Below are 25,681 nucleotides of genomic sequence, written 5' to 3'. Positions count from 1 at the left end.
TAAAAGTCACATTAAAGGATTGCGAATATAGCCCCATTTTCCATCTACAGTAACTCCTATCAAACCCTCAGAAGATGGTTGATAATCATTAGACATCTCCAGAAATTAAATATGCGTTATCTAGAACCCTTTTAGAGACGCGAAATTTCGCGTCTCTACATTCTTTTTCGGAGATGTCTATTGAATTTAAGCTAACAAAAGCCATCAGACGTAGCAAAAGAATTTAAGTAGCGGGGAATACCAGGATGAGCTAGTCGTTGTAGTACTTTAATTTCTCGTTGATCAGCCTCAAACCCAGACCAACTGGAACCAGCTTGAGCAAAGCAAAACTGCTTTATTACCATCTGTTCCCCTATATCAACTTTTGATGCTAGCCAAGTAATCCTTCCTCCTTCCCGATTACGTCCTAATTCTCGCAAAACTTGATAGCCGTGTTCGCTGAAATCTGGATAGCTATTCATAGTTAAAGGGCAACAAATATGGTATGTTCACATCTTGCAGCTGACGATTAAAATCGCGGCTACCCGTAGCTTGCTTGCCAGAGGGTATAAAGCCTACCGACCCAAGCTACAATATTTAGTCCGCGCAGGCGGACGAGAGTTTGTGTAGCCGAGACTTCCAGGCGTTCCGTCTTGTTTTTGTAATATGTAAATACACTTAAGCTATCGGGGACACATCAATTAATCAATATTTTTAACAATAGTTATTTAACTGTTTGTAAGAAAAAATGGACATGGGGAAATAGAAAAAAGCGATCGCCAGGGCTGAAGTCGCACATCGCGTCACATAAATCTCTAACTCCTCAACAGAAGCCGTAAAGCATACTGGCAAGTTATAATTCTCTTGCGGAGCAACGTAACAAAAATTTATGAGTAACCCCCTTGTGCAAGCCTTTTTCGTAGGCAGAGCGGTAGCTGAAGTAGTTAATGAGCGTTTAGAGGTCGCCTTGACCGATACTTTGAGTGATCTGGGCAAATTTGATGCCGAAGCTAGAGAGCAGTTGCGCCAGTTTACACAAGAAGTCCTAGAGCGGGCAAATCGGGCAGCAGAAGCTGCTAATGCTGGTCAATCTACCACAAGTAGTGGGCAAGCCAGTTCTGATTCAGTTGACGTACAAGCAGATATTGATGAATTGCGAGCAGAAATTGCCCTGTTACGAACAGAATTGCAACATTATCGCAGAACTTCAGCATAAATTTTGTCATTAGTCATTGGTCATTAGTCAAAAATTATACACGAATGACAAATGACAAAGGACACTTAAGAAAAAACAGTTTAGGGATCAAAGTGTCTTTTTTTCCAGGTGATTCGGTTTCAAACCAACGGTACACAAAGCATATGGAACAAGGTTATTCAGATAAAGCATACCGTTGGAATCGGGAAAACTACTCTAGCAAACGGCGTTTTGTGGACATTTGGTCTTTTGTTTTGACCTTAATGTTCAAGCTTTGGCTATACAACAAATCTTGGAGTTACGCGGGTGGAGTAACTGAGGCAAAGCAAGCTGCAAGACGCAAAACTCAGGCGGTCTGGATTCGTAATACCCTGCTGGACTTAGGGCCAACCTTTATCAAAGTTGGGCAATTGTTTTCTACCCGTGCTGATATATTCCCTGGTGAATATGTAGAAGAACTAGCCAAGTTACAAGACAAAGTACCAGCATTTAGCTATGAGCAAGTAGAAGCGACCATTGAGAAAGAACTAGGTAAGAAAATTCCTGAGCTATTCCATAATTTTGAACCGATTCCCTTAGCTGCTGCTAGCTTGGGGCAAGTACACAAAGCTGTGCTGTATACAGGGGAATCGGTTGTCGTCAAGGTGCAACGTCCTGGACTAAAAAAGTTATTTGAAATAGATTTACAAATACTCAAGGGAATTACCCGCTATTTTCAAAACCATCCCAAATGGGGACGGGGGCGAGATTGGTTGGGTATTTACGAAGAGTGTTGTCGTATTCTTTGGGAAGAAATTGATTATCTTAACGAAGGTCGTAATGCTGATACTTTTCGCCGAAACTTTCGCGGCTACGATTGGGTGAACGTCCCAAGAATATATTGGCGTTATGCTACGTCCACAGTACTGACTTTGGAATATCTCCCTGGAATTAAAATTAGCCAATACGAAGCTTTAGAAGCAGCAGGTTTGGATCGAAAGGCGATCGCTCGTCAAGGTGCTCAAGCCTACTTGCTACAGTTACTTAATAGTGGCTTTTTCCACGCTGACCCCCACCCAGGGAATATTGCCGTTAGTGGAAGTGGTGCTTTGATATTCTACGATTTCGGCATGATGGGGCGGATTAAAGCCAACGTGCGCGAAGGATTGATGCAAACACTGTTTGGTATTGCCCAAAAAGATGGCGATCGCGTTGTGCAGTCTCTGATTGATTTAGGCGCGATCGCCCCAACGGATGACATGGGCCCAGTGCGGCGTTCCGTCCAGTACATGCTGGATCATTTCATGGATAAGCCCTTTGAAAATCAATCAGTCGCAGCAATTAGTGACGACCTTTACGAAATAGCTTATAATCAGCCATTTAGATTTCCAGCAACCTTCACTTTTGTGATGCGAGCTTTTTCTACTCTAGAAGGGGTAGGCAAAGGCTTAGATCCAGAGTTTAACTTTATGGAAGTTGCCAAACCGTATGCAATGCAGCTTATGACCGATATGAATGGTTCTGAGGGGAATAGCTTTCTTAACGAATTAAGTCGCCAAGCAGCTCAAGTAAGTAGTACTGCCTTTGGGCTACCACGTAGATTAGAGGATACACTAGAGAAGCTAGAACGGGGAGACATGCGCTTGCGCGTTCGGTCTATAGAAACTGAACGGCTGTTGCGGCGGCAGAGCAGTATTCAGCTCTCAATAAGCTATGCTCTGTTAATCAGCGGTTTCACACTTTCAGCTACGATCTTAGTGGTTAGCAATAATTATGTATGGTGGGCACTAGTGCCTGGTTTAATTGCAGCAGGGCTTTTAGTGATCCTGATCCGACTACTTTTACGCCTTGACCGTTACGATCGTATGTATTAATTGTTGCAAAAAAATTTATGAAACTTAATTTCACGGGTTTTAGCGATCCGGGACTTATTCGTTCTAATAATCAGGATGCTTACTATATCGACCCAGAGGGGCGGTTTTTCGTTGTCGCCGATGGTATGGGTGGTCATGCCGGAGGTGAGGAAGCAAGTCGGATTGCTACTAAGGAAATTCAGGCGTATTTAGTGGCAAATTGGCAATCTCCTAAATCTTCTCAAGAATTACTAGAGCAAGCTTTGTGGGATGCCAATCAGGCTATTTTGCACGATCAGCAAAATCATCCCGAACGCGCCGACATGGGTACAACGGTTGTAGCGGTAATTTTTCGCGCCCCAGAGCCGCCCTGGTGCGCTCATGTTGGCGATTCCCGGCTGTATCGCTTCCGAGAGTCGCAATTAGAACAGGTAACGGAAGACCACACTTGGGTAGCACGGGCAATCAAAATTGGTGACATCACCTTAGATGAAGCACGATCACATCCTTTTCGCCATGTATTATCGCGGTGTTTGGGGCGTGAAGACTTGAATCACATTGATGTGCAACCACTGGATGTAAAAGTTGGCGATCGCTTGCTGTTATGTAGTGATGGTCTCACAGAAGAACTTGTCGAACAGAAAATTGCTAGCTGCCTGCAAAACACCCCTTGGATTGATAAAGCCGCCATCTCTCTAGTTGAGGCTGCCAAAGAGCACGGAGGGCACGATAACATCACAGTTGTCATCGTCTCACTCGAAGAAAATAGTCATTAGTCCATTGCTTATTGTCCAAAGATAAAGGACAACTGACAAAGGAAAAATGAGTAATCCGGTAAATATACTCAGCAATTTGTTCAGCGTGAGCATTTTTCATTTTTACAATTTGATACAAATACTTTTAGGCTTCAAAGTGCCCTAATGAGGCTAAATTTGCATAAATTGACATCTTGCAGGGAATAAGGTAAAGCGACTATAATTCCCGCTTATTACTATTCATTCCCCAACCTCCTAAAAATTCCTACCCTCCGAAGTTTCCTCCATACTGGGGAAGACAACATTTTAGTTTTCTGTTAAAGAAAAACTATCGAGGGTTAAGGATAGCACCTGATCTTCTCCTCAAAGAAGATTTGTGCAAAGCAGGAAGGAGTGAAAAAGGTCGTTATATCTATCTAAGACCAAACAGAGCCTATTTTCCGGAATATGGTTCGGTTGACTTGGGTGGTATATCAGTAGGATTAGGTGCAAGATATCAGAGCAGAAAAATTCCACATTTAGGATGTGGGCAAATCTGTCAAACACTTGTTATCTTTCTTAATACGGAAGAACAAATATTGGACAGTTTCAAGTCCAAATATTATCCCATTTGGACTTCTGTGTGCGATATCACCTTTACACGTTGTTTTTTCGGAGTTAACTTATGAATCAACCAATGAAACTATCCTTGGAACAGCAATTCAGCATCTGCTCATTTTCCACTCAGGTGCAAAATATGAGCCACGAGCAAGCTAAAGACTTTTTGGTCAAACTCTATGAGCAAATGGTAGTGCGCGAGGCAACTTATCAAGAGCTTCTTAAGCACCAGTGGGGCTTAGATTCAGGTTCCACTATGGCATAGAGTCGTTCTGATGTCGCAGTGGGCGACCTCCTTCTCTTGCTTGGTTCCAAAGAGGAAAAGAGCTGGGGCTGTCGGGGCGTCAACTTCGATAAGTAATTCCAGAAGAGCGGCGCAAAAGTTCAATGCACGAAATTAACTAAGAACGATTAAACATTGTCTACGGCATATCTGCTGGAGTCTAGACCTAACTTTTAGATTTGTAGGCTAAATTTATTATTTGCTTTAGCCAAACTTGTTTTTGTTTCGTCTAGTCTGAGAATCACACCTGCGTAAATTTACAATCATCTGGAACTATGTACACAGGAAGAGCCAGAGAGAATTTAGATAGCACTGCTTTGGCAGCTAGTTTTTTCACTCTTTATACATATAACTAGAACTTACATCTTTATACATATTTTGTTTATAAAAGTTTACATTAGGGGAGTGACCACCCTTTAGTTGCATCTAAAACATGTAACATTAATAAATTATGCCTAGCTGCAAAGATCGTATGGAGAATCTGTATCAATATTTTCCAGTTTTGCCAGAATTTGAGGCTTAATCTTTTCGTACTCGCTTTTGAGTAAGCTTTTACTAAGTTGGGGATCGGCAGAGGACATTAATGTATTGCTCATTGCGACCCACTCTTGCAGTCGTTGGCGCTGGGCAGAAGCGACGCTGGAAAGTAAGATATGGGTACAGCGATTTGGTGTTTCTCGTGCAAAGAACAACAGGCGGTAGTAACCTGTCTCCTGTAATAACTGGGCAATTTCTTGACCAAGACTGGTTTTGAGATCAAGGTAGTAAGGCAACCATTTAGCGCCATGTTTGCGGTTGTAAATAACAGTAATCCATAGCAGCATGGGATGAGGAGTAGAGATGAAAAGAAATTGGTTATAGCGGGTACAGAGTAAGCGCTTTTGAATTTCCTCTTGTGGTAACATCACCCACAGAGCTGGTAAAACCTGCCCATTGGTATGAATGGGCTGGGGAAACACAATATCGGCAATTGGTTTATTTTGTGGCCAGGAAATGGCACGAGCGATTTCATCGTTTGACCAGGATGCCCGCAAATCAGCTTTTGTCTTTTGTTCAACAAGCTTAGGGCTAACTGTAGTAGCAGGAACCAAGGCATGGCTGTCTTGCTTAGGGATGTGTATATGCTCAGGCTTTTCTAGAGATGCTAAAACTCTGAGGATTTCAGCGATATTTTGGGGGCGATCGCGTGGTACTTTAGCTAGACAACTCATCACCAAATTTTCGATTTCTTTTGGGAGTTCTAATCCGGGTGCAACCTCAGCAAAAGAACGTGGTTTTTGATAGTGATGTGTTTTATACCATGCTCCAAAAGAGTGAGTTGGTGTCACCAGTGGCATTTTGCCTGTGAGCATCTCAAACATCATCACGCCTAAACTATAAATATCAGCACGGTTGTCTAATTCTTTACCCTCCATCTGTTCGGGAGAAGAATAAGCCAGTGTGCCCAAATAAAATTTTGTATGGTCGCCATCTGACTGTAATAACTTAGCAATACCAAAATCTAGAACCTTGACCAATTCTCCGAAACTGGGATCTTGAATCACCAGGATATTGCTTGGCTTGACATCGCGATGGATAATTGGGCAAATAGTGCCATCGACTGGGATGCCATCATGGGCGCACTGTAACCCCAGGCTGAGTTGACGCGCCATACTCAGGAATCTTGGTAAAGGCAGTCGTTGCTTGCGAATAATATTGTTCAGGCTTTGTCCTTGTAGGTATTCCATGACGTAGAACGGAGTGTTATTTTCATCTACGCCATAGTCCATGACTCGGACAATGTGGATGCTTTTTTGCCCTAGTAAAGCACAGGTTTTTGCTTCTCGCTCAAAGCGGTCTTGCAATCGCAGCTTTTCATTTTGGATTGATAGAGCCAGAAACTTAACCGCAACAGGTACACCTCCCAACAAAGTATCTTTAGCACGATAAACCCGACCCATTGCTCCAGTACCGATTAACTCCTGGAGTTGGTAGCGTTTGCTAAGTAAGCGACCAATGTTGGGGTCTGACATAGAGAATTTGAATCCAAAAGCAGATTGTAAGTGTTTGGCAGAAAAAGTGCATTTAAATTGTCGTGTAGTTTTAGTTTGCCCAATTTTGACTAAATAGATAACTTTAAAATCTGCCAAGAACCTTAATTAGGTAGCAGCACGCTCACCATAGAGTTCTCAGAAGTCTGTGGTGAGTGCAGAGTTTTGAATATCAATAAAGCCTGAGGGGGCGACATAAAACCGTGCTGGGCAGATTTTCTCAGATATATTTCCTAAGCAACTGAGGTACACCCAAATCTTGTTTAACAAGGTTAGTAGCAATGATTACGTACCTTACTAGGTCGGGAACTGCTATAAGCTTTTATGCCTCGTAAATAATGCTCTAACTTCTTCAGATTTATAACTGTTATTTTAGTGGGCAATGACCGATAACTAAAGTTTTGCTTGATTAGCACTTTGCTGCTACCTCCAGTAAGACTGTCCTCTGCCTTTGTTTTATAAGTAGGGGTAATCAGAGATACTTATTGCCTGAGTAGGTTTTTAACCTTAAAGCTCATTCTGCCTACGTAAGGATATATTATTTTTTGATAAAATTGTGATAGCACTAATTGGTAGTTTTTCGTTTTATATGTAGATTATAAGACATGTCAAAAACTGATTTATTACCCTTTAGATAGTATTGAATTCGACGTTCGATAATATTGTTAAATCGAGAAATAAAATCAAAAAAAAAGTACGGGTTTTTCCTCATTTCTGCCAATGCTGTTAACCATTTTCCTTGCTTGATAGGCACTACAACTTGGAAGTAAGCTAGATTTTTATTAAATACTGCAAGATTATAAGACAGAGCAAGTATTAAAGCTGGATTTTTTTTCACAACTTCTTGTTGAATGAAAGAATTAGTAGCTATGCAGCATTGATTTAGACGTGACAATATGCTTTGACGTACAATAGAATTAGGGCGTGAGCGATAGAAATAATAGGGTTTTGGTACAAGAAAAAAACGAGCGCCATTGATTAAGCATTTCATATCAAGCCAAAAGTCCTCAGTTATGGTTATGGTTTCATCGTACTCAATGCCGTGCTTAACCAGAAATTCTCGTTTGAATATAGGCTTGCTTAAGCCAAGATGCAACCCTGCTTGTCCATAGACATCAGTTTCTACAAAATAAATGATATCAATTTGGAGAATTTTATCTATATCTATATGTTCTCCACTTTCTTGAATCAATGTACTCCAAGGAGATGTTGCACCATCTTTGATTAAATAAAGATTGTCAGCAATCATATCGGCATTTATTTCCTCTGCCAGCAATACAAGCTTTTCTAATCTTTCAGGAGCATACCAGTCATCTGAATCAAGAACAGCAATCCATTTTCCTTGGGCTACTCTGAGGGCACGATTACGCGCAGCAGAAACCCCAAGATTTTGTTGATTAACTATCACTTTGAGACGTTGGTCAGTAAAACTTTTAGCGACTTCTACAGTTTTATCCTTTGAACCATCATCGACTATGATAACTTCAATATCAGTGAGCGTTTGCTTTAAGGCTGACTCTATTGCCTTCGCAATATAAGCTTCAGTATTGTAAGCAGGGATAATAACAGAGACTTTAGGATTCATGAAACTGAACTCTTGATTAGACGGTTAGAACCAGATACTAGAATACTGATGATAATTTGAAAATTTCTTTTTTACTATAAGTACGTAGACATAAATAATTCAAGATTTGTAGTGTTCGTATAGCGTCTCGTGGAGAGGGCTAAAACCCTATTTTAAGGACTAAAACCCTTACTGTAAGCCTATTTAATTAATTTTATATTGCATAAAATAGTTTGATCTACTCTTGCTTACTCAATTGTATTTTAGTCAGTAAGTGAAAATAAACGATTACTGATTAAGTTCGGGGATAAGACATTCCATAGATTACAAACTTTTCTCCAAAGGGCGATCGCTGTCAGATTTTATAGTCTGTAATACCTTTTGTCAGGCAGCACTTAACCTCTTAAAAAGGCTATATCGAGATAAAGCTTTTTTCCCTGAATTTTTTAGGTTGACTGACGCTCTAGGTTAGCTTCCATTGTGTTAGTTAAAAAATGACCAGTCAAAGTGTTACTACTGAGGTAGTATGTATTTTCCGAAACTCGACGTAGGGTTTCAAACCCACTACGACGCTGACGATCGCCTAGTACTTGGTAATGCTGCACAATAGTATCTAGACCAATCCAGCCTTCGCCTTCAATCTGTCCCAAAAGATTATGTTGGAGTAGAAAAGTATACTGACGTTCTCCATCATGCAACCGCCCCTTGTATTGCAAAGAAATTTCCGAGTGATCGCTACCAGGAAATATCAGTTTTGTGGCCATAGTGAACCAGTTATCTCGATTCCAAGCTACCAAGGTCATACCCTTGACGCTGATTGGCATACCATTACGTTCTAGCCAATTTCCTTGTATTGCCCAGCGTCCTGGTTCTAATAAAAAAGTATGAGCCACCTTCTATTCCCTGTCTTGATCGAGTACCGCCAAGACTACAGTTATAGCAGTGCTGAGTTCCAAGTCAAGAATGAACTGCGATCCCGTTGAAGAAATTTTTTTATTTTTCCTGTCTCCTAGCTTCTTAATCAGGACTCACTGCTCAATACTGACCTTGGTAAATTTCTCCCAAAAGCACTTCTTGAGATGCCCCAGTAGCAGTAGGTAGGTTGCCAGGAATACCCAAATGTCGCCAGTAGGCTAAAACCGCGAAGGCGATCGCTTCTTTAAAATCTGCGCTCAAGCCGACTTCATCTGTAGTCAAGACTGGTATTGATGTCAACAACAACTGTAATCTTTGTTTCAAATAGAGATTGCGACTACCACCGCCACATAATAGTACCCGTTGTGGCATTTCCGGCAAAAAAGTGCGGTAACTATGGACAATTGAACTAGCTGTAAGTTCGGTAAGAGTTGCCAGTACGTCGGCAGCATTAAGTTGGTATGCTTGGGCATCTTTTAAACACTGATGCAGGTAAGTCACACCAAATAACTCTCGACCAGTGGATTTGGGTGGCGGTAGATGAAAGTAGTCTTGATTGAGCCATTGTTCTACCAATGGATGGCAAGGAGTACCACTCGCTGCCCAATTGCCATCTTCATCGTAAGTTTTAGCACCAGCACTTAAATGCTCCACCGCCAGATCCAACAGACTATTTCCTGGGCCAGTATCCCAAGCGCGAATTTTTGAGAGCCAGTCGCCATGCCGAGGCGGAATATAAGCAACATTACCAATACCACCAATGTTTTGAATACAACGCCCCTGCTGGGGATGACTGAGTAAATAGGCATCTACTCTGGGCACCAGAGGCGCACCATGACCACCAATAGCGATATCAGCAACGCGGAAGTTGCTCACAGTTGTAATACCTGTAAGATGGGCAATTAATGCACCGCGCCCTAGTTGCAGACTGTAGCCGAGTCGGGAGTGGGCAGAGACGCGATTAATCGCGTCTGTACTAGTGAATGGGCTTGCCGTGAGCGTAGCCGAATGGGAGTAGCAAGTGGTTTTCTTCCCCATTCCCCTATCCGCAGGTGGTCGATGATAAACTGTCTGACCGTGGGAGCCAATGAGAGTGGCTGGGTGATGGTCAATTTGAATATTTTCGGCGGCTTGGGCAAAGACAATGGCGATCGCATCATCTATTTCTGCCAATTCTGCCATTGAGATGGCAACGCCTGCACCAACTGCCAATATTCTTTCTCTAAGTTCGGCTGGATAGGGATATGTTACCCCAACTAACAACTCAACTTTGAGATCCAATTCTGTACCGGAAATCTCTACCAACGCAGCGTCTATACCATCTACAGATGTGCCACTAATTAAACCGATAACGCGAGTAGGGACAGTAGCTTCTTCAGTCGGATGCATTGATAAAGATTCTTTTGTTGATTGCAAGAGGTAGTTTAATTCATGTTACTACCTATGTCAAAAAAACTCACTTAGCATAGTTGACTGGAGAAAGACGAGTCGCAGGGTAAGCTCATCTAACCAATCCATCATGCCTCATGCCTTCTTTATCTAGAACCCTAAAAATATAAACTGCTTGCAAATCACAAAATAGTACCTTTTATAAAAAAAGTTTGTTTACAAATTAGTACTGATAACTTTGCGCTTTCTATATAAAGCGATAGATGTCACATAACTTAATATCAGTGATTTTACTCTAAATGAAGTCTAATAAGTGATATTTTTCTCTGGGCAAAATCAAATCGAAAAAGTAGTAATCCTTCTGATGTTGGAATTTAAAAGCACATCGCACAATGGTTTTGAACGAGAAAAATTTTAAGCCTGAGAAGAATTGTAAAATGAAAAAGTTTTTAATTAAGTCCGCGATCGCTTCTGGTGTCGTTTTGTCCTTAGCTACTGTTACCCGCCCTGTAATGGCTACTTCTTTTACGGTATCAATAGAAAATGCAGGCGTACAAAATGCACAATTATCAAATCTTGTGAATGCTCATGTACAAACTTTTGATGCACAAACAACAGGTTACAGTACAGCAGGCTTTCAATCGAATGATGGAACCACAAATGTTGGTAGCTATAAGACTACTCTGATCCAGAATGCAGACCTATATGGTGGTGCTGGTGGAACAGGCAAATATTTTGATGTAAACGCTAACATATCTGGTCAAACGGTTTCCACCTTAAATTTGACAACCGCACAAAGTTACTTTGGACTTTGGTGGTCTGCGGGAGACGCTAATAACGTACTTACATTTCTTTCACAAGGTAAGGTTGTACAAACTATAACTACTGCTGATGTGGTTAGTTATATCGGAAACCTAGCAAATAAAGCCAGCTACTACGGTAATCCTAATTCCACATTCCAAAATCAGGATTCTGGTGAACCCTTTGCGTTCATCAACTTCTACGATGTTGGCGGAACTTTTGATCAGGTTCAATTCAGCAATATTGGCGGAAGTGGTTTTGAATCAGATAATCACACAGTTGCCACTGGCTACAAAAGTATTACCGGTAATATAGTTACCCAAGCAGTTCCTGAGTCTTCTTCTCTATTCGGAGTTTTGGTGATTGGTTTTGTGGGTGCTACTACAGTTCTGACTCGTCGAGTCAACAAAAAGTCAGTTTTGCAATTGTCATAAGTGGATGCCTAAGCCAGGAAGTCACTCTCCTGACTCGGTGTTGACAAACCGTCTATGAGATGTTAGATTCACACGGCTTCTCAATGATTTGGTAAGATTTTGCTGATTTTCTCTCCTAATCCTAGACTCCACGTTCGCGTAGCGTGCCGTAGATAAGATTGCCAAACTTCCGACAACAATTCAACATTAAATACAAGTTAGGGCAAGCTTACTTACGTAGGTTCGCCCTAATCCTTTTGCCATTTATGATCAGATATTCTCCTACGGTAACGAATTTGTATAAGTTGCTTGTAAACGACTTAAAAGATATTCTCGCGCAAGGATAGGGGGATAAATAGGCGATTGTTCTTTCTGGCAACTCTCCAGACAAGCAATTTCTGTATCATCATTAGGATGACAGAAAAAAGCGATAGAATACCGTGACTGGTTCACCCTGTGATCACTGGGAATCATTACCCGATGCTTGGTTGAGCAAAACACATCATTTGTCCACCGTTGCATTAAATCGCCAGTATTGACTACTACAGTATCAGGAATTGCCGGCGCGGCAATCCACTCTCCAGATGCTGTCTTTACTTCCAATCCCTCAACGTCATCTTGGAAAAGTAATGTAATACTGCCATAATCGGAATGTTCACCAGCACGCACTTGTCTGGGTTTAGGTGGTGTCTGCAATGAGGGATAATGGAGCAATCGTAAGGTATGATTTTGTTGATTGTGTCTTGTGATAAAAAAATCTTCTGGCAATTCCAACGCCAAAGCAAATCCTTGCAGTACCGTGTTAGCAAGTTCTGTGCAACTATCATAAAAGGCGAGAATAGAAGCATCTATGTCTACAGCCTCTTGTTTCTCTAAATTTAATGCCTCTTTCAGGTCGCCTGGTTTATTGGGGTCAAGACGTTCTCTCTCAAGACCAACATAACCCGTGTTAGTAAATTCATCACTCCAAGCTTGGTTTTGCTTAACTTCTAATGGTAAATTGAAGAAAGATTTGCTCTGAGTGAACACTTGCTTTATTAAGTCTTTTGATATTCCTGAATTCTGCAAGTACATAAAGCCAATTTCATGGCAAGCTTGATAGATTTGTTTGATAACAATTTGCCGAGTTATTGTGTTGCCATTGGTAAAGACAGTTAAATTTATTACGGGAATTGTAACCATTTATAGATAATTAGAAATTTTGTATTTTGTTAACAGTTAAGAATTCAGGAGTCAGGATAACTCTGTGTAGATGCGGTTTTTAACCGTCCTTTTAAAGTTAAGTTGACACGTATGAGCATTGCTGTGCCCCTACCGCGTGGTCTATTTAAGACGAAAATTGCTGTAACTTATAGAGTAGTATACTCAATAGTTAGGTACGGAACTTTACAATGTCTCTTGCTCCTTGGCGAAGCGCGATCGTCCATGCGCTCCATCGCAACCGCAGCCTTGTTTATGCCCGTTACCTCCAACTAGCAACGGTGCAAGCGAACGGTCACCCCGCTAATCGTACCTTAGTCTTTCGCGGCTTTCTAGAAGATACAAACCAGCTAAAATTTATCACCGATACCCGTAGCGCTAAAGCCGACCAGATACAGCAACAACCTTGGGCAGAAGTTTGCTGGTACTTTCCCAATACACGAGAACAATTCCGTATCACAGGTTGTTTGACCCTAGTAAGCGGTGATGATTCTCACCAGGATTTACAGCCAGCCCGGATCAGTATGTGGCAAGAATTGAGTGATGCGGCGCGTTTACAGTTTGCTTGGCCCCATCCTGGTAAACCCAGAGTCGAAACCCCAGAAGCTTTTGCACCACCAGCACCCGACCCCGTGCAGCCAGTGTCTAATTTTTGCCTACTGCTACTCGATCCGGTGCAGGTAGATCATTTAGAATTACGTGGCGAACCTCAAAATAGATGGCTTTACTACTGTGATGAAAATCAAGAATGGTCTAGCCAAGCGATTAATCCTTAATATTCCCAGTTAGGAGTTAGAAGGTGCAAATCTGACATTTTTGATTTTTATTCCTCACTCCTTACTCTTAACTTCTCACTTTTTTAAATGCCCGCACCATCTAGAAACTGCTGTATAGTCTTATCTTTAAGGCTACACACAGGAGCATATTGTGATAAATCAGCTTGGTTAGAAGCTACACAACCTGCCAAGACAAGAGTTTTGCCAGAAGAGTTGGTGCGCTGAAGAGTTTGTATTTGTTCTTCCAGCGCCTCAATCCGATCTACTAAAGCACGAATCACTTCAGCTTCCGAATCTGGTAAGTTATTGTGTTCAAGAGGTGCAACCCGGACTCCAGAACGATATATGATCCGCCCAGGCACGCCTACTACTGTACAGTCTGAAGGCACATCCCTTAGAACAACAGACCCAGCGCCAATACGGACATTATTGCCAATTTGGATATTGCCCAGTACCTTAGCTCCAGCTCCGACTACGACATTTTCACCTACAGTAGGATGGCGTTTGCCACATTCTTTACCAGTACCCCCAAGGGTGACACCTTGATAAATGAGGGCATAATCTCCCACGATCGCAGTTTCACCAATTACTACACCCATGCCGTGGTCAATAAACACACTTTGCCCAATTGCTGCACCAGGGTGGATTTCAATTCCAGTCAAAAACCGAGCCAAGTGAGAAATCAGACGGGGAATAAAGGGAAGACCAAGAGTATACAACCAGTGAGCTAGCCTATGGGATAGCAGGGCTTGCAAACCAGGGTAACAAAATAAAACTTCTAACCAGTTACGGGCAGCTGGGTCACGTTCAAATATGATCTGAAAGTCAGCACGCAGTATAGATAGCACGAGATAGCACCCTCGGAAAGCACAATAAGCTACTCTCTCATATTATCCTCTCAGGTGTTAGAGGTAAAAATTGGGAATGGGATATTGGGCAAAACAGTTTGGAGTAAAGAAGTGAGATTCCCCACTCGGCAACGTCATTTGCTTCTCCCTACAGCCCTTCTCAAGACAGGAGACAGCTGTTAGCGTTCGGGTATTTTACGGCAAGCGCTAGCCTCTCAGGGATGGGATTCGGGGAGAGGCTGCGCGTAGCTTGCTTGTATTGCAGGGGTACAAGTCGATGGAGCCGCCTAACGTACTGGCTCCTCAGCAGTGAGTACTCGGCACTCAAAACTCCCTCATCCCCCTTCACTACTTCTCCACGGTCAGAGTATAATCGCGCTTGACCCCAGGATTAAATGTACCTACCCAAATCCGATAGGTGCCCCTTTTCCAGTTGCGATCGCTAACGCTAGCATCTTTACTTTTGCCAGTGTCATCACCGCAACGAATCGTCGTTTGATCTGGGCCTTGGATCAGTAAAGTGGTATCGTTATTGTTGCTATCGACTTGTATTGTTAGCTGGGAAAAGTCCTTTTCCAGAACCATAATATGATCTGGAGTCGGATCGGCAAAGCCGATACAAGCTTTTTGATCGCGATCGCGGTTACTTATGGCGGACAATGAGTAAGAACCACCTGTAAACCCCTGCATTGTTCCTTGTGCTGGATTAGAGTTTGTTGACAGGGTGAAAGTACCAAAATTTGCTGTCTGTGCTATTGCAGGGGTAGCAGTTATGGCAGTAAGTATGGCCAACAGCCAGCCACTTCTAAACTGAAGTCGGGGGCGACAGTATTTCATAGTAGCCCTCCAACAGGCTTTTAAATTAGTAGTGATATATACATATTCTAATGAAAAAAATCTAGTGAAATTTCGGTTTATTGTGCCACATTAAAATTTGCCACATTAACAATTCAAAACAAAAACCTCACCCTGTCCTGACGGACATCTCTCTCCTTGGTAAGGAAAGGGACAGGTTTTAAGTAGCAAACCAATCTTTGAGGTTTCTTTGGGCTATTCGATTGTACAGATGTACCCTCCTATAGCCGATTCATGTATTGCTAATGTTGCTTATCCGCCGGAAAATTCACAATTAGAGGTGGAAGACCGTTTTCTGCGGTTGGTTGTACTTTGCTAACTACTGGTTGTGGATGTAAAGGTGTTGGTGTCAATTCACCCTTACCAGTTTGATTCCATAAAATCATAGATAGTAGCCCATCCACTAAGCCGTTATTGCTGCCGTTACTGCCAACTAAGATATCTGGAATCAAGCGGACATTGCGATCGCCGATAATCTGCATTAGTTGCATTGCTGTATAACCTTGTGGTCCCAAGGCTTCCACACCAGCACTGTATGTTTCAGCTTTGGCGTTACCTGTGGCACGAATACCTTCAGCCTCAGCAATTGCCCGGAGTTTTGTACCCTCAGCTTCACCGTTTGCCTGCTTGATTTGGGCTTGGGCTTTTAGGTCAGCAATATGTACACTCTGCTCTGATTGCACCATTTCTTGTTGAATATTAGCCAGTGCGGTCTCCCGGACAAGTTGTTGTCGTTGGGTTTGCGCCATCTGCTGAACTTCGTAAGTTTTGCGTTCTTCTTCGGCAATTTTCCGGTCTGTCTGTGTCTGCATTAGTGATGCTGGTGGCTGAATATCACCAATGAGGGTGTCGATCGCTTGCACGTCATAAGCCCGCAGTGCTGTTTTAATATACTCAGAAGCCTCTGTTTGTCGCTCACTCCGAGCAGTTAGAAAGTCTAATACAGTATAGTCTTGGGCTGAGTTGCGGAAATAATTACCGATAGTCGGTTCTAATACATGATCTACCAGATTTTGCATTGCACCGACGCGAGAAATTACCTTTGGGGCATCTAAAGCACCCACATGGATAATTTGTGCTACTTCCAAATCAAAGGCAAACCCATCACGCGATCGCACTGTCAAGGAAGCTAGTTGAGCATCATAGCTGTGGCGTTCAGTACGACTCGACCAGTTTAAAACAATGTTGGTCGTTGGCACCAGTTCCATCTTCATAATCCGGGAATTAATCGGGTGCTTACCAGGATATAGCGGTTCGATCCATACACCCTTATGTCCCTGATTGACCAAGTTACCGTGGGTGAAAGCTGCACCACTGACATCTTGATGCGCCTTACCCACGAAAGAAATCACCACACCCACATATCCAATGGGAATTTCCGTCATTGGCACTTGCTCAACCTGAACAAACCAAGGATTCAAGTTCCAAGAACCAGAAAGCAAGATCTGCTCTTGTAAACCTCGCCGTCCACCACCATCAATAAATTTCTGACCATTTTGGAAGTTATTGTGTTCGTCAATTATCGGGCCTGCGAGTTCACCAGCGGAAATTGGTACACCATCTAAGGTAGTGACGATGCCAACTTTGTCAGATGCCAGACTGTACACCCGCAACTGTTCTGGAGTCATGCCATGAGCGCTGGCATTTGATGCCATGATCACTTTAAACAGGGCAGTGTTAAGACGGTACGTACCAGCCGTGAGAAAACCCATTTGCCGCCCTTTTTCCCCATCTTGGGTGAGAAATTTCCGAGCATCTTGGAAGTTGTCACAACTCACAATTTTACCCAAAATCCGCTCTGGTGGGTTGGAGGCTCCATCTGCCGCCACAATCAAAGCGATTTCTCCTTGGGGAACGACAATTACCGGCTCTTTCTTTACAGAATATTGCCAAGGCCAATAGCCCCAGTGCCAACCAGGAGCTAAAGTATCAGCCTGCAACCCAGCCTCCCCCTTGAGTGCAATCAAACTTCCGGCGGGGAGTCCATGCCCGGAAAGGGTAAATTTCCTTACCACAATGCCGACTTCACGTTCGCCAATCACCACCAATCCGCCAAAGAACAGGGGAACGAATATGACTAAACCGCCAATAAGGACGATGGGAAGCAGTACAAAACCATCAATTCCAGCAGCTTGATATTGAGTCCTGCTAGTTTGTAATTGGGCAATATTTGGTTTGGTCTGATTTAGCTGGACAGTTGCCGAAGTTATTTGTTTTGGAGTAGTTATTTGTAGAGAAGTAGCATTGTCCGAATGAATACTACCAGCGTTGGTCATTCGCGTAGCGTCTCGTAGAGAAGACATTGATGCAGCCATCGCTAGCGTTGCTACAATAAATGCTGCAAAACGAGTTACCTTATTTTGTTTACGTGTACCAAGCAAAGATGAAAAGTTTTTCATAACTTGTGCCCATTTGGGCAACTAATTAGTTAACTTAACACTTCACCAAGGCTGACCTCGATTTCTTAAACTTGGCGTAATTTTTTAAAAATTAATAAACAAGGAGTTAGAATTGAGAATTCAGGATTCAGAATACTCCATCTGTTTACGGATAGGATTTTAGCACCCGTACATAAGTCATACTGAAATCTGACGCCTCGGCGGAGCAATCCCAAGCTCCGCGCCTGACTTGTGAGTTTTTTTAATAAATATTTTGTAGGTTGGGCATTGCCCAACCTACAAAGTTGAAATAGAAAGTTCAATTAGAGCAAACCGCCAGCCGCTTGAAATCGAGCGCGGGCGCGTTTGAAGGCTTGGGTTGCCTGAATTTGGGCTTGGCGATCATCTCCTGCCACTTGATTCAGTCGGGCTTCTGCTTGGTTGTAAGCAGCACGAGCTTCTTCAAGATTAATTTTGTCGCCACGTTCAGCACCGTTAACCAGAATTGTCACTTCATTTTGTTCGACTTCGGCAAAGCCACCCAAAAGAGCGATCGCTTGCCAATTCTGATTTTTAGCGGCACGGACTCGCATTACACCAGTATCCAGTGCGGTTAAAAGTGGTGCGTGTCCAGTTAGAATACCTAGTTGACCAGTAGTGCTAGGCAAAACGACTTCTTCAGCTGGGGCATCCCATACTGTTTTATCTGGAGAAATTACACGAACGGTTAATGTCATTTGTCATTTGTCCTTTGTCCTTTGTCCTTTGTCACTTGTCCTTTGCCATTAGCCATTAACCATTAGCACTTGAACTAATAGACTTATCCGGAAATGAGAACTTTATTTGGCTGAAACCTAGCTCTGGAGAGGGTTTTAGAGGTTCCTGTTTTATATAAGCTAAAAAGCCAGCTATGTAAGGGTTTCAGCTATTTTGAGGTTTATTTGTGGATAAGTCTAATGACTAATGACCAATGACCAATGACCAATCACTAATGACTAACCTTTAATTTTTGCAGCTTTGGCGATCGCTTCATTAATATCGCCAACCAAGTAGAAAGCCTGTTCTGGCAAATCATCCAACTCACCAGACAGAATTTTCTGGAACCCTTTGATGGTATCTTCTAACTTCACATACTTACCAGGAGAACCGGTGAACACTTCTGCCACAAAGAACGGCTGGGACAAGAAGCGCTCAACTTTCCGGGCTCGCGCTACGATCAGACGGTCATCTTCAGACAACTCATCTAGACCGAGAATGGCGATAATGTCCTGGAGTTCTTTATAACGTTGCAGAGTTGATTGCACCGCACGGGCCGTATTGTAGTGTTCGTCACCGACAATGTTGGGCTGGAGCATGGTGGAAGTCGAATTAAGGGGGTCAACTGCGGGATAAATTCCCTTAGATGCCAAACCACGAGACAGCACTGTTGTACCGTCCAAGTGGGCGAAGGTGGTAGCAGGCGCGGGGTCGGTGAGGTCATCCGCAGGTACGTACACTGCCTGAATGGAGGTAATAGAACCCTCTGTAGTCGAGGTAATCCGCTCTTGCAGTTCACCCACGTCGGTTCCCAATGTAGGCTGATATCCTACTGCTGAGGGCATCCGACCCAGTAGCGCCGATACTTCCGAACCTGCTTGTACAAAGCGGAAGATATTGTCAATAAATAGCAGTACATCCTGCTTGCTCACGTCCCGGAAGTACTCTGCCATTGTCAATCCCGACAAACCAACCCGCATTCTCGCTCCGGGTGGCTCGTTCATCTGACCATACACAAGAGCAATCTTGGAATCATTGAGGCTCTCGTTATTGATCACCCCAGATTCGATCATTTCGTTGTAAAGGTCATTGCCTTCACGGGTGCGTTCACCCACGCCAGCAAAAACGGATACTCCACCGTGCTGAGTAGCGATGTTGTTGATCAACTCCATCATGATCACGGTCTTACCAACACCAGCACCGCCGAACAGACCAATCTTACCGCCGCGTCGATAGGGAGTCAGGAGGTCAACAACTTTAATCCCAGTCTCAAACACCGAAGGTTTGGTTTCCAGGTCGGTGAATTTGGGAGCAGAGCGGTGGATGGGTAAAGTTGTCTCAGCATTCACAGGGCCCCTATTGTCTACAGGTTCGCCAAGGACGTTGAAAATCCGACCCAAAGTGGCTTTACCAACTGGTACCCTGATGGGAGCGCCTGTATCGGTGACTTCAAAACCGCGCACTAAGCCTTCGGTGGAACTCATCGCAACAGTCCGCACTTGGTTGTCGCCCAGCAGTTGCTGTACTTCAACAGTGAGGTTGATTTCCTGTCCAGCTTCGTTGGTGCCTTTGATTTTCAAAGCGTTGTAGATTTGCGGCAATTTCCCGCCGGGAAATTTAACGTCTACAACTGGGCCAATGATTTGGGTAATGTAACCAATGTTTGTTTTTTCTGCGGTTGTGACCATGCTGCGCCTAATGATTGAAGCTAGATTTCAGATAAGGTCGGAGAAGACATAAAATTAAGCAATGTCACCTTTTACTCTAGCACCCGACGGGGACATAACTCCCTTAGAAATTCCTTAAAAAGCAGCTTCCTGGCTGAGGTTTGTGGCGCATCAGAAATATCCAAAATTTAAACTCCCGTGTCAGGCGATCGCTAACCGGCAGTATTCAAATTCAATTAGCGATGTATTTTAGACTCTATTTATAGCTTTATGCTGTTTGTGTTTCAGTACCAAACCTGTGCCTAAAGCAGCTAATGCCAGCAGTCCGGTGATAGAGGCAGGTTCAGCAACTGATATTGGTATTGGATGCGTCCTAAATTTCAGTAACTAAACTCACAGCAGTTTCGCTTGCCCAACAGTCTGCCTCCCTGTTCTAGGTAGCGACGTATCCCTATGGGGAAGCACGCACTAAAAGGAGCGTCACTCATAAGGGTGGACGGGTTAAGATGCATAAAGAGGTGACAGCGTAGATAAGCGAGCCTCTTTATGCGATCGCACACACAAGGAGTAATTACTAGGCTATCGACATAGCATTAACTTTATTTCAGCTAAATCGTATAATTACGAGCATTATTGGTAAAAAAAGTTGAAAAAACAATTATTATTACTGATATTCACTAAAAATTTACAATAGTAATTTTTATTTTTCTAAAATAGGAAACTTGTCAGAAGCATAGTATATAAAGCTTTTATGGCAATTTATCGGCTATTAATAAATTAATAAGTATATAAAATTGTATAAATTTACTATAAATTTATACATAATAATACACTTTTGCAGTACTCTATCTGCTTTCTGTAGGCGTAGCCCGTCGTATACATCAATAACACAGCATTCATTAAAGGACATAAATCACCTATTTTTAAGATGCGATCGCGCTATCCCATTAGTAAACGTAAAATCAAAGTTACACAATTGACGTTTCCTCAGTAGGTAAGAATAACCTCCCTGTAATTTTTTAGTTAACTTTATTACATTATATAATAGTTGTCTTTCTCAGTAGAAAGACAGACAAAACGCTTGTATACATGACTAAATAACAGAAAGCCTAAGTCTCATATGCAAAAATTACATAGAAAAATTATAGGTCTAGTAAAAAAAATAACAGTAGATTGGCTGGTTACAATCTAGCATTAGTGTCAATACAATGTACTAAATTAGACATTATTTACTACTTAGGTAGTGGGTTTTGAGCTAATGACTATCAATACAATTACCCTCGTCCCTCTTACCTTCCCTGATCGGAATCAGTTGGTTGCTAGTTGGCAATTGAATCTGTGCTTTCAATACTTTGATATCCCTGCAACAAAGTGGGAAAGTTACTTTCGCTCTAATATTAAACATTGAAAATGGGTGCAATAAACATGCAAGAAGTACTAGCGTTGATTGAAGAAAAAAAACAAGAATATGCTCAACTGCCCTTGTTTAATTTTATGCAAAACAAAAGTATAAATCCCAGACAAAGGTTAGCTTGGGCACCATGTGCTGCTCATTTTATTATGAATTTTGGAGAACTGAATAAGTATTTTTTGCGAGTAGAACCGACTAGTGATCCAATTCAGATACTAATTAACAAGCATACTTATGAAGATGACCATCATTGGCTGTGGTTTTTGGAAGATTTGAAAAACCTAGAACTTGACAAAACATTAAAATTTAGTGACACATTAAAATTTCTTTGGAGTGAAGAAACTAAGAGTGCTCGCTGGTTAAACTATCAACTCTATCGATATAGTTCACAAGCTACTCCTATTCAGAAAATCATAGTTATTGAAATTACCGAAGCGACGGGTAACATAATGTTTTCAACGGCAGCAGAGATTGGCAAAGAAATTAAAGCAATTACCCAAAAACCATGCCGATATTTTGCAGATTTTCATCTGGATGTTGAAACTGGTCACACGACAGGTGCATCTGGAATAGAAGGAATTTTACAACATATTCAACTATCAGAAGTAACTCGACAACAAGCTTTTGAATTGGTTGAGAACTTATTTACAACTTTCAGGCAATTTACAAATGACCTTTTGGTATATGCTGAAACCCATCAAATCGAACAAGAATTGAAAGTTGCAGAAATTCTTGAACAAGCTTTTTTAAATTGACTTACATACTTCATTTTAGACTTAAAGAGGAACTTTAGATATGTCACAGCATGTAGAAAATGTTGTAATTGTTGGTGGTGGTTCAGCAGGTTGGATGACGGCAGCTTATTTGAGTAAGGCACTAGATAGAAATATTCAGATTACTCTGGTGGAATCATCTAATATCACAAAAGTTGGAGTTGGAGAAGCAACTTTTAGTACCATCAAACTATTCTTTGATTTTCTTGGGCTACAAGAATATGAATGGATGCCAAAGTGCAATGCCACATATAAGATGGCAATTAAGTTTGTCAACTGGAATGCGAAGGGGCAAGACTTCTACCATCCTTTCCAGAGATATGAGGTGATTGACGGCTTTGATATCTCTGAATGGTGGCTGAAAATGAAGAAAGATCAAGAAGCATTTGATTATGCCTGCTTTCTAATTCCGTGGCTGTGTGATCATCAAAGTTCTCCAAGATATTTTGATGGTAAAGTCTTTGATAACAAAGTTCAAAATGAATTTTCTCAGGAGCATATTGTTAAGAAAAACATCCTGGATAATTTAAAGATTCAGTACCCCTATGCCTATCATTTTGATGCGAATCTACTCGCAAGATTCATGAAAGATTATGCAATGGAAAGGGGAGTGAAGCAAATTGTTGATGATGTGGTGGATATCAAGTTAACTGAAGATGGGAGCATAGATAGCCTCACCACTAAAGAGCATGGCATTCTCAGTGGCGATCTTTTCATTGACTGTACTGGTTTTAGTGGTCTTTTGATTAACAAAGCGCTTGGTGAGCCATTTATTTCTTATTCAGAGTCGCTGTTGTGCGATCGCGCAATTGCAATGCAGATACCAACTGATCTAAAAAAAGATGGCATCAACCCTTACACCACGGCAACAGCGCTTTCGTCTGGTTGGGTCTGGAATATACCTTTGTATGGCAGAAATGGTACAGGGTATGTTTATTCGAGCGCATTCATTTCTCCTGAGGAAGCAGAACAGGAATTTCGCCAGCATTTGGGAGTCGTTGCTGATAACTGTAAGTCTTCTCATATCAAGATGCGGATTGGACGTAATAGAAACTCATGGGTGAAAAACTGTGTAGCAATTGGTCTTTCTAGTGGATTTGTGGAACCACTAGAATCTACTGGCATCTTCTTTATTCAACATGGAATTGAAGAGTTAGTTAGCCACTTTCCCAGCAAATATTTCAATGAAGAGCTAATTCACAGCTATAACAAAGTTATCGCTAACTGCATAGATGGTGTGCGAGAATTTTTGACACTTCATTACTATGCTAGCGATCGCACCGACACAGATTTCTGGAGAGCAACTAAGAACAATATCAAAGTCTCAGAAGAACTACAGGAAAAATTAAGATTATGGAAAAATAGACTGCCAAGCAATAAGAGTATCAACCCGAAATACCACGGCTTCGAGTCTTACTCTTATTCGGTAATGTTGATGGGGCTAAACTATATGCCTGAAAGCAGTCTTCCCATCTTAGAGCATATCGGAAATCACAATGCCCAAGCTGCATTTGTGGAAATTAAGGAAAGAGCCAATTACCTAACTTCAACCTTGCCGTCTCAGTATGAATACTTAACTTATGTAATTAAGTCACAAGAACAGTCGGAGTATCTTAGCATGGTTAGCGATCAGCCACAGCGGATTCCTGCACTAATTTCATAATTTAGGAGAACCCAAGATGACGGTAAAACAAGTATGCGTGATTGGATCTGGAGTCAGCGGATTAGTCTCAGCAAAGACATTTCTTGAGGAAGGTTACGAAGTTACATTGTTCGAGAAACGGCAGGGACTTGGTGGTGTGTGGGAAAGGTCGAGGATTTACCCAGGACTGTTGCTCCAAAATCCCAGAGACACATATGCTTTCTCAGACTATCCGATGCCAGCCTCTTATCCAGAATGGCCTTCAGGAGAGCAAATATCTGCTTACCTTGAATCCTATGCCCAACACTTTGGTGTAGCAGAAAAAATTCAGTTCGGCGCGAAAGTAACTAAAGTAGAGCGCAAATCAGGAAATACTAATGGATGGATGGTTAGTGTTAGCTTTGAAGAAGATGGTAAGGAGATCAGAAAACAAAATTACGAGTTCGACTTTGTGATTGTGTGCAATGGCACTTTTGATATTCCCTACATTCCGAACTTACCGGGAATGGAAGAGTTCATTGCCGCTGGAGGTCAGGTAATACATACTAACAACTTTAATGACAGATCTGTAATTGAGGGCAAGCGAGTGGTTGTTGTCGGTTTTGGCAAGTCAGCCACCGATCTGGCAAATCTTGCAGCTAGTAAGGCCAAGGAATGTACCCTTGTATTCCGTCAAGCACTGTGGAAAGTTCCCAACTTCTTTCTCGGTCTGTTAAACATCAAGTATATTTTCCTGACTCGGTTTGCAGAAACTTGGATGCCCTATCATAAACTTCAAGGATGGGAAAAGTGGCTGCATAGTTTTGGGAAGCCACTGGTGTGGGCATTCTGGCGGCTAAATGAGACTATCCTGCGCTTACAGTTTCCGCTTGATGCTTGTGGGATGGTGCCCAAACAACCTATGAATAAATTGATCGGCTGTAGTATCGGCTTAGTGCCTAAAGGCTTTTTTGAGCATGTACGAGCAGGCAAAATTCGTGCCGTCAAGACAAAGATCAATAAGTTTTTTCCTAGTGGCGTAGAATTGGATAACGGCGAGCAAGTACAGGCAGATATTGTTGTCTTTGGCACAGGATTTATTCAGGATATCCCCTTTTTAGAAGAGAAGTACCACAGGCATGTATTTGATGAGCAAGGAACTATCCATCTTTACCGCCATCTGATTCACCCTCATGTTCCACAGATGGGTTTTGTTGGTTATAACTATACTTTTTGTGCCCAGTTATCAGCAGAAATTGGTGCTAGGTGGTTATCAGAGTATATCAAAGGAAGTATACCTTTACCATCCCCGCAACAGATGCTAGATGATGTAACGGTAGAGTTGCAATGGAGGAAGAAAGATAGGCCATATGCTTTCGTTAGTGGAGCATGTATAATTCCTTTTACATTCCATTACATTGATGAGTTGCTTCGGGATATGGGTCTGAGAACCCGCCGTCAACCAGAGAACTTGCTTAAGGATTTTATGATGCCAATAGATCCATCTGCCTACAAGCATCTCCGCCAAGAATTACAGGTAAAACAATATCCATCTCTGAATAATGCAGCGATCGCGGCAAGTGTAGAGGTGACAAGCGTTCATTGATATCTTTCTAATACGGTTCGGTGAAGTTCTCAACCGA

20 protein-coding genes are annotated in these 25,681 nt (G+C 42.2%); 9 read left to right on the top strand and 11 right to left on the bottom strand.

The window, feature by feature from the left end; all coding sequences use genetic code 11:
* Positions 1-191: 191 nt before the first annotated feature.
* Entirely contained in the window at positions 192-461 is a 270-nt protein-coding gene (locus PUQ00_RS10000; RefSeq protein WP_300415681.1) for a hypothetical protein, read from the bottom strand.
* A gap of 407 nt (positions 462-868) precedes the next feature.
* On the opposite strand from PUQ00_RS10000, the gene PUQ00_RS09995 reads away from it, so the two are divergent.
* The 4 genes from PUQ00_RS09995 to PUQ00_RS09980 all read left to right on the top strand — a co-directional run bounded on the left by PUQ00_RS09995 (position 869) and on the right by PUQ00_RS09980 (position 4,623).
* Positions 869-1,195: a DUF6825 family protein gene (locus PUQ00_RS09995; RefSeq protein ID WP_300415679.1), complete on the top strand. Its 327-nt coding sequence runs from the start codon at positions 869-871 to the stop codon at positions 1,193-1,195.
* A gap of 143 nt (positions 1,196-1,338) precedes the next feature.
* The gene (locus PUQ00_RS09990) at positions 1,339-3,027 is read left to right on the top strand and encodes an AarF/ABC1/UbiB kinase family protein (RefSeq protein ID WP_300415714.1); all 1,689 of its coding nucleotides are present in this window, start codon (positions 1,339-1,341) and stop codon (positions 3,025-3,027) included.
* 17 nt (positions 3,028-3,044) lie between these two features.
* Positions 3,045-3,782, top strand: coding sequence for a Stp1/IreP family PP2C-type Ser/Thr phosphatase (locus PUQ00_RS09985; RefSeq protein ID WP_300415677.1), 738 nt, complete (start codon positions 3,045-3,047; stop codon positions 3,780-3,782).
* Between the two features lie 643 nt (positions 3,783-4,425).
* A complete protein-coding gene (locus PUQ00_RS09980; protein ID WP_094348015.1) occupies positions 4,426-4,623 on the top strand; it encodes an NblA/ycf18 family protein in 198 nt (65 codons plus the stop codon).
* Positions 4,624-5,096: 473 nt separating this feature from the next.
* Here the strand turns inward: PUQ00_RS09980 and PUQ00_RS09975 are convergent, their stop codons facing one another.
* The 4 genes from PUQ00_RS09975 to PUQ00_RS09960 form a co-directional block, all read right to left on the bottom strand.
* Entirely contained in the window at positions 5,097-6,653 is a 1,557-nt protein-coding gene (locus tag PUQ00_RS09975) for a serine/threonine-protein kinase (RefSeq protein WP_300415674.1), read from the bottom strand.
* Between the two features lie 583 nt (positions 6,654-7,236).
* A complete protein-coding gene (locus PUQ00_RS09970) occupies positions 7,237-8,256 on the bottom strand; it encodes a glycosyltransferase family 2 protein (RefSeq protein ID WP_300415672.1) in 1,020 nt (339 codons plus the stop codon).
* Positions 8,257-8,681: 425 nt separating this feature from the next.
* Entirely contained in the window at positions 8,682-9,128 is a 447-nt protein-coding gene (locus PUQ00_RS09965; RefSeq protein WP_300415670.1) for a hypothetical protein, read from the bottom strand.
* 142 nt (positions 9,129-9,270) lie between these two features.
* Positions 9,271-10,539 (bottom strand): anhydro-N-acetylmuramic acid kinase, encoded by a 1,269-nt coding sequence (locus PUQ00_RS09960; RefSeq protein WP_300415668.1) that lies wholly within the window; start codon positions 10,537-10,539, stop codon positions 9,271-9,273.
* A 437-nt stretch (positions 10,540-10,976) separates the two neighbouring features.
* Here PUQ00_RS09960 and PUQ00_RS09955 point away from each other — a divergent pair, with 437 nt between their 5' ends.
* Positions 10,977-11,774 carry a hypothetical protein gene (locus PUQ00_RS09955; RefSeq protein WP_300415666.1) on the top strand — a complete coding sequence of 266 codons (798 nt, stop codon included), beginning with the start codon at positions 10,977-10,979 and terminating at the stop codon, positions 11,772-11,774.
* A gap of 261 nt (positions 11,775-12,035) precedes the next feature.
* On the opposite strand, the gene PUQ00_RS09950 is transcribed toward PUQ00_RS09955, so the two are convergent.
* Complete coding sequence (locus PUQ00_RS09950; RefSeq protein ID WP_300415664.1) at positions 12,036-12,935, bottom strand: 2OG-Fe(II) oxygenase family protein; 900 nt, start codon at positions 12,933-12,935, stop codon at positions 12,036-12,038.
* A 209-nt stretch (positions 12,936-13,144) separates the two neighbouring features.
* On the opposite strand from PUQ00_RS09950, the gene PUQ00_RS09945 reads away from it, so the two are divergent.
* A complete protein-coding gene (locus PUQ00_RS09945; RefSeq protein WP_300415662.1) occupies positions 13,145-13,729 on the top strand; it encodes an Npun_F5749 family FMN-dependent PPOX-type flavoprotein in 585 nt (194 codons plus the stop codon).
* Between the two features lie 83 nt (positions 13,730-13,812).
* Here PUQ00_RS09945 and cysE read toward each other — a convergent pair whose 3' ends face one another.
* From cysE to atpD, 5 genes are all read right to left on the bottom strand, one after another.
* On the bottom strand, positions 13,813-14,577 hold the full coding sequence (gene cysE / locus PUQ00_RS09940; RefSeq protein WP_300415660.1) for a serine O-acetyltransferase: 765 nt from the start codon (positions 14,575-14,577) through the stop codon (positions 13,813-13,815).
* Between the two features lie 348 nt (positions 14,578-14,925).
* Complete coding sequence (locus PUQ00_RS09935; RefSeq protein ID WP_300415658.1) at positions 14,926-15,414, bottom strand: hypothetical protein; 489 nt, start codon at positions 15,412-15,414, stop codon at positions 14,926-14,928.
* A 260-nt stretch (positions 15,415-15,674) separates the two neighbouring features.
* The gene (locus PUQ00_RS09930; RefSeq protein WP_300415656.1) at positions 15,675-17,831 is read right to left on the bottom strand and encodes a flotillin family protein; all 2,157 of its coding nucleotides are present in this window, start codon (positions 17,829-17,831) and stop codon (positions 15,675-15,677) included.
* A gap of 302 nt (positions 17,832-18,133) precedes the next feature.
* Positions 18,134-18,547 carry an ATP synthase F1 subunit epsilon gene (gene atpC, locus PUQ00_RS09925; RefSeq protein ID WP_300415654.1) on the bottom strand — a complete coding sequence of 138 codons (414 nt, stop codon included), beginning with the start codon at positions 18,545-18,547 and terminating at the stop codon, positions 18,134-18,136.
* A gap of 258 nt (positions 18,548-18,805) precedes the next feature.
* A complete protein-coding gene (atpD, locus tag PUQ00_RS09920; RefSeq protein ID WP_300415652.1) occupies positions 18,806-20,254 on the bottom strand; it encodes a F0F1 ATP synthase subunit beta in 1,449 nt (482 codons plus the stop codon).
* Between the two features lie 1,404 nt (positions 20,255-21,658).
* Here atpD and PUQ00_RS09915 point away from each other — a divergent pair.
* The 3 genes from PUQ00_RS09915 to PUQ00_RS09905 are packed head-to-tail and all read left to right on the top strand — an operon-like array spanning position 21,659 to position 25,644.
* Positions 21,659-22,399: a hypothetical protein gene (locus PUQ00_RS09915; RefSeq protein ID WP_300415650.1), complete on the top strand. Its 741-nt coding sequence runs from the start codon at positions 21,659-21,661 to the stop codon at positions 22,397-22,399.
* A gap of 40 nt (positions 22,400-22,439) precedes the next feature.
* Positions 22,440-24,080, top strand: coding sequence for a tryptophan 7-halogenase (locus PUQ00_RS09910; RefSeq protein WP_300415648.1), 1,641 nt, complete (start codon positions 22,440-22,442; stop codon positions 24,078-24,080).
* Between the two features lie 16 nt (positions 24,081-24,096).
* A complete protein-coding gene (locus PUQ00_RS09905; RefSeq protein WP_300415646.1) occupies positions 24,097-25,644 on the top strand; it encodes an NAD(P)/FAD-dependent oxidoreductase in 1,548 nt (515 codons plus the stop codon).
* Positions 25,645-25,681 lie beyond the last annotated feature (37 nt).

The organism is Nostoc sp. S13 (genome assembly GCF_029379315.1).
Taxonomy (GTDB): domain Bacteria; phylum Cyanobacteriota; class Cyanobacteriia; order Cyanobacteriales; family Nostocaceae; genus Nostoc.
This window is presented reverse-complemented; position numbering and strand designations above follow the sequence as displayed.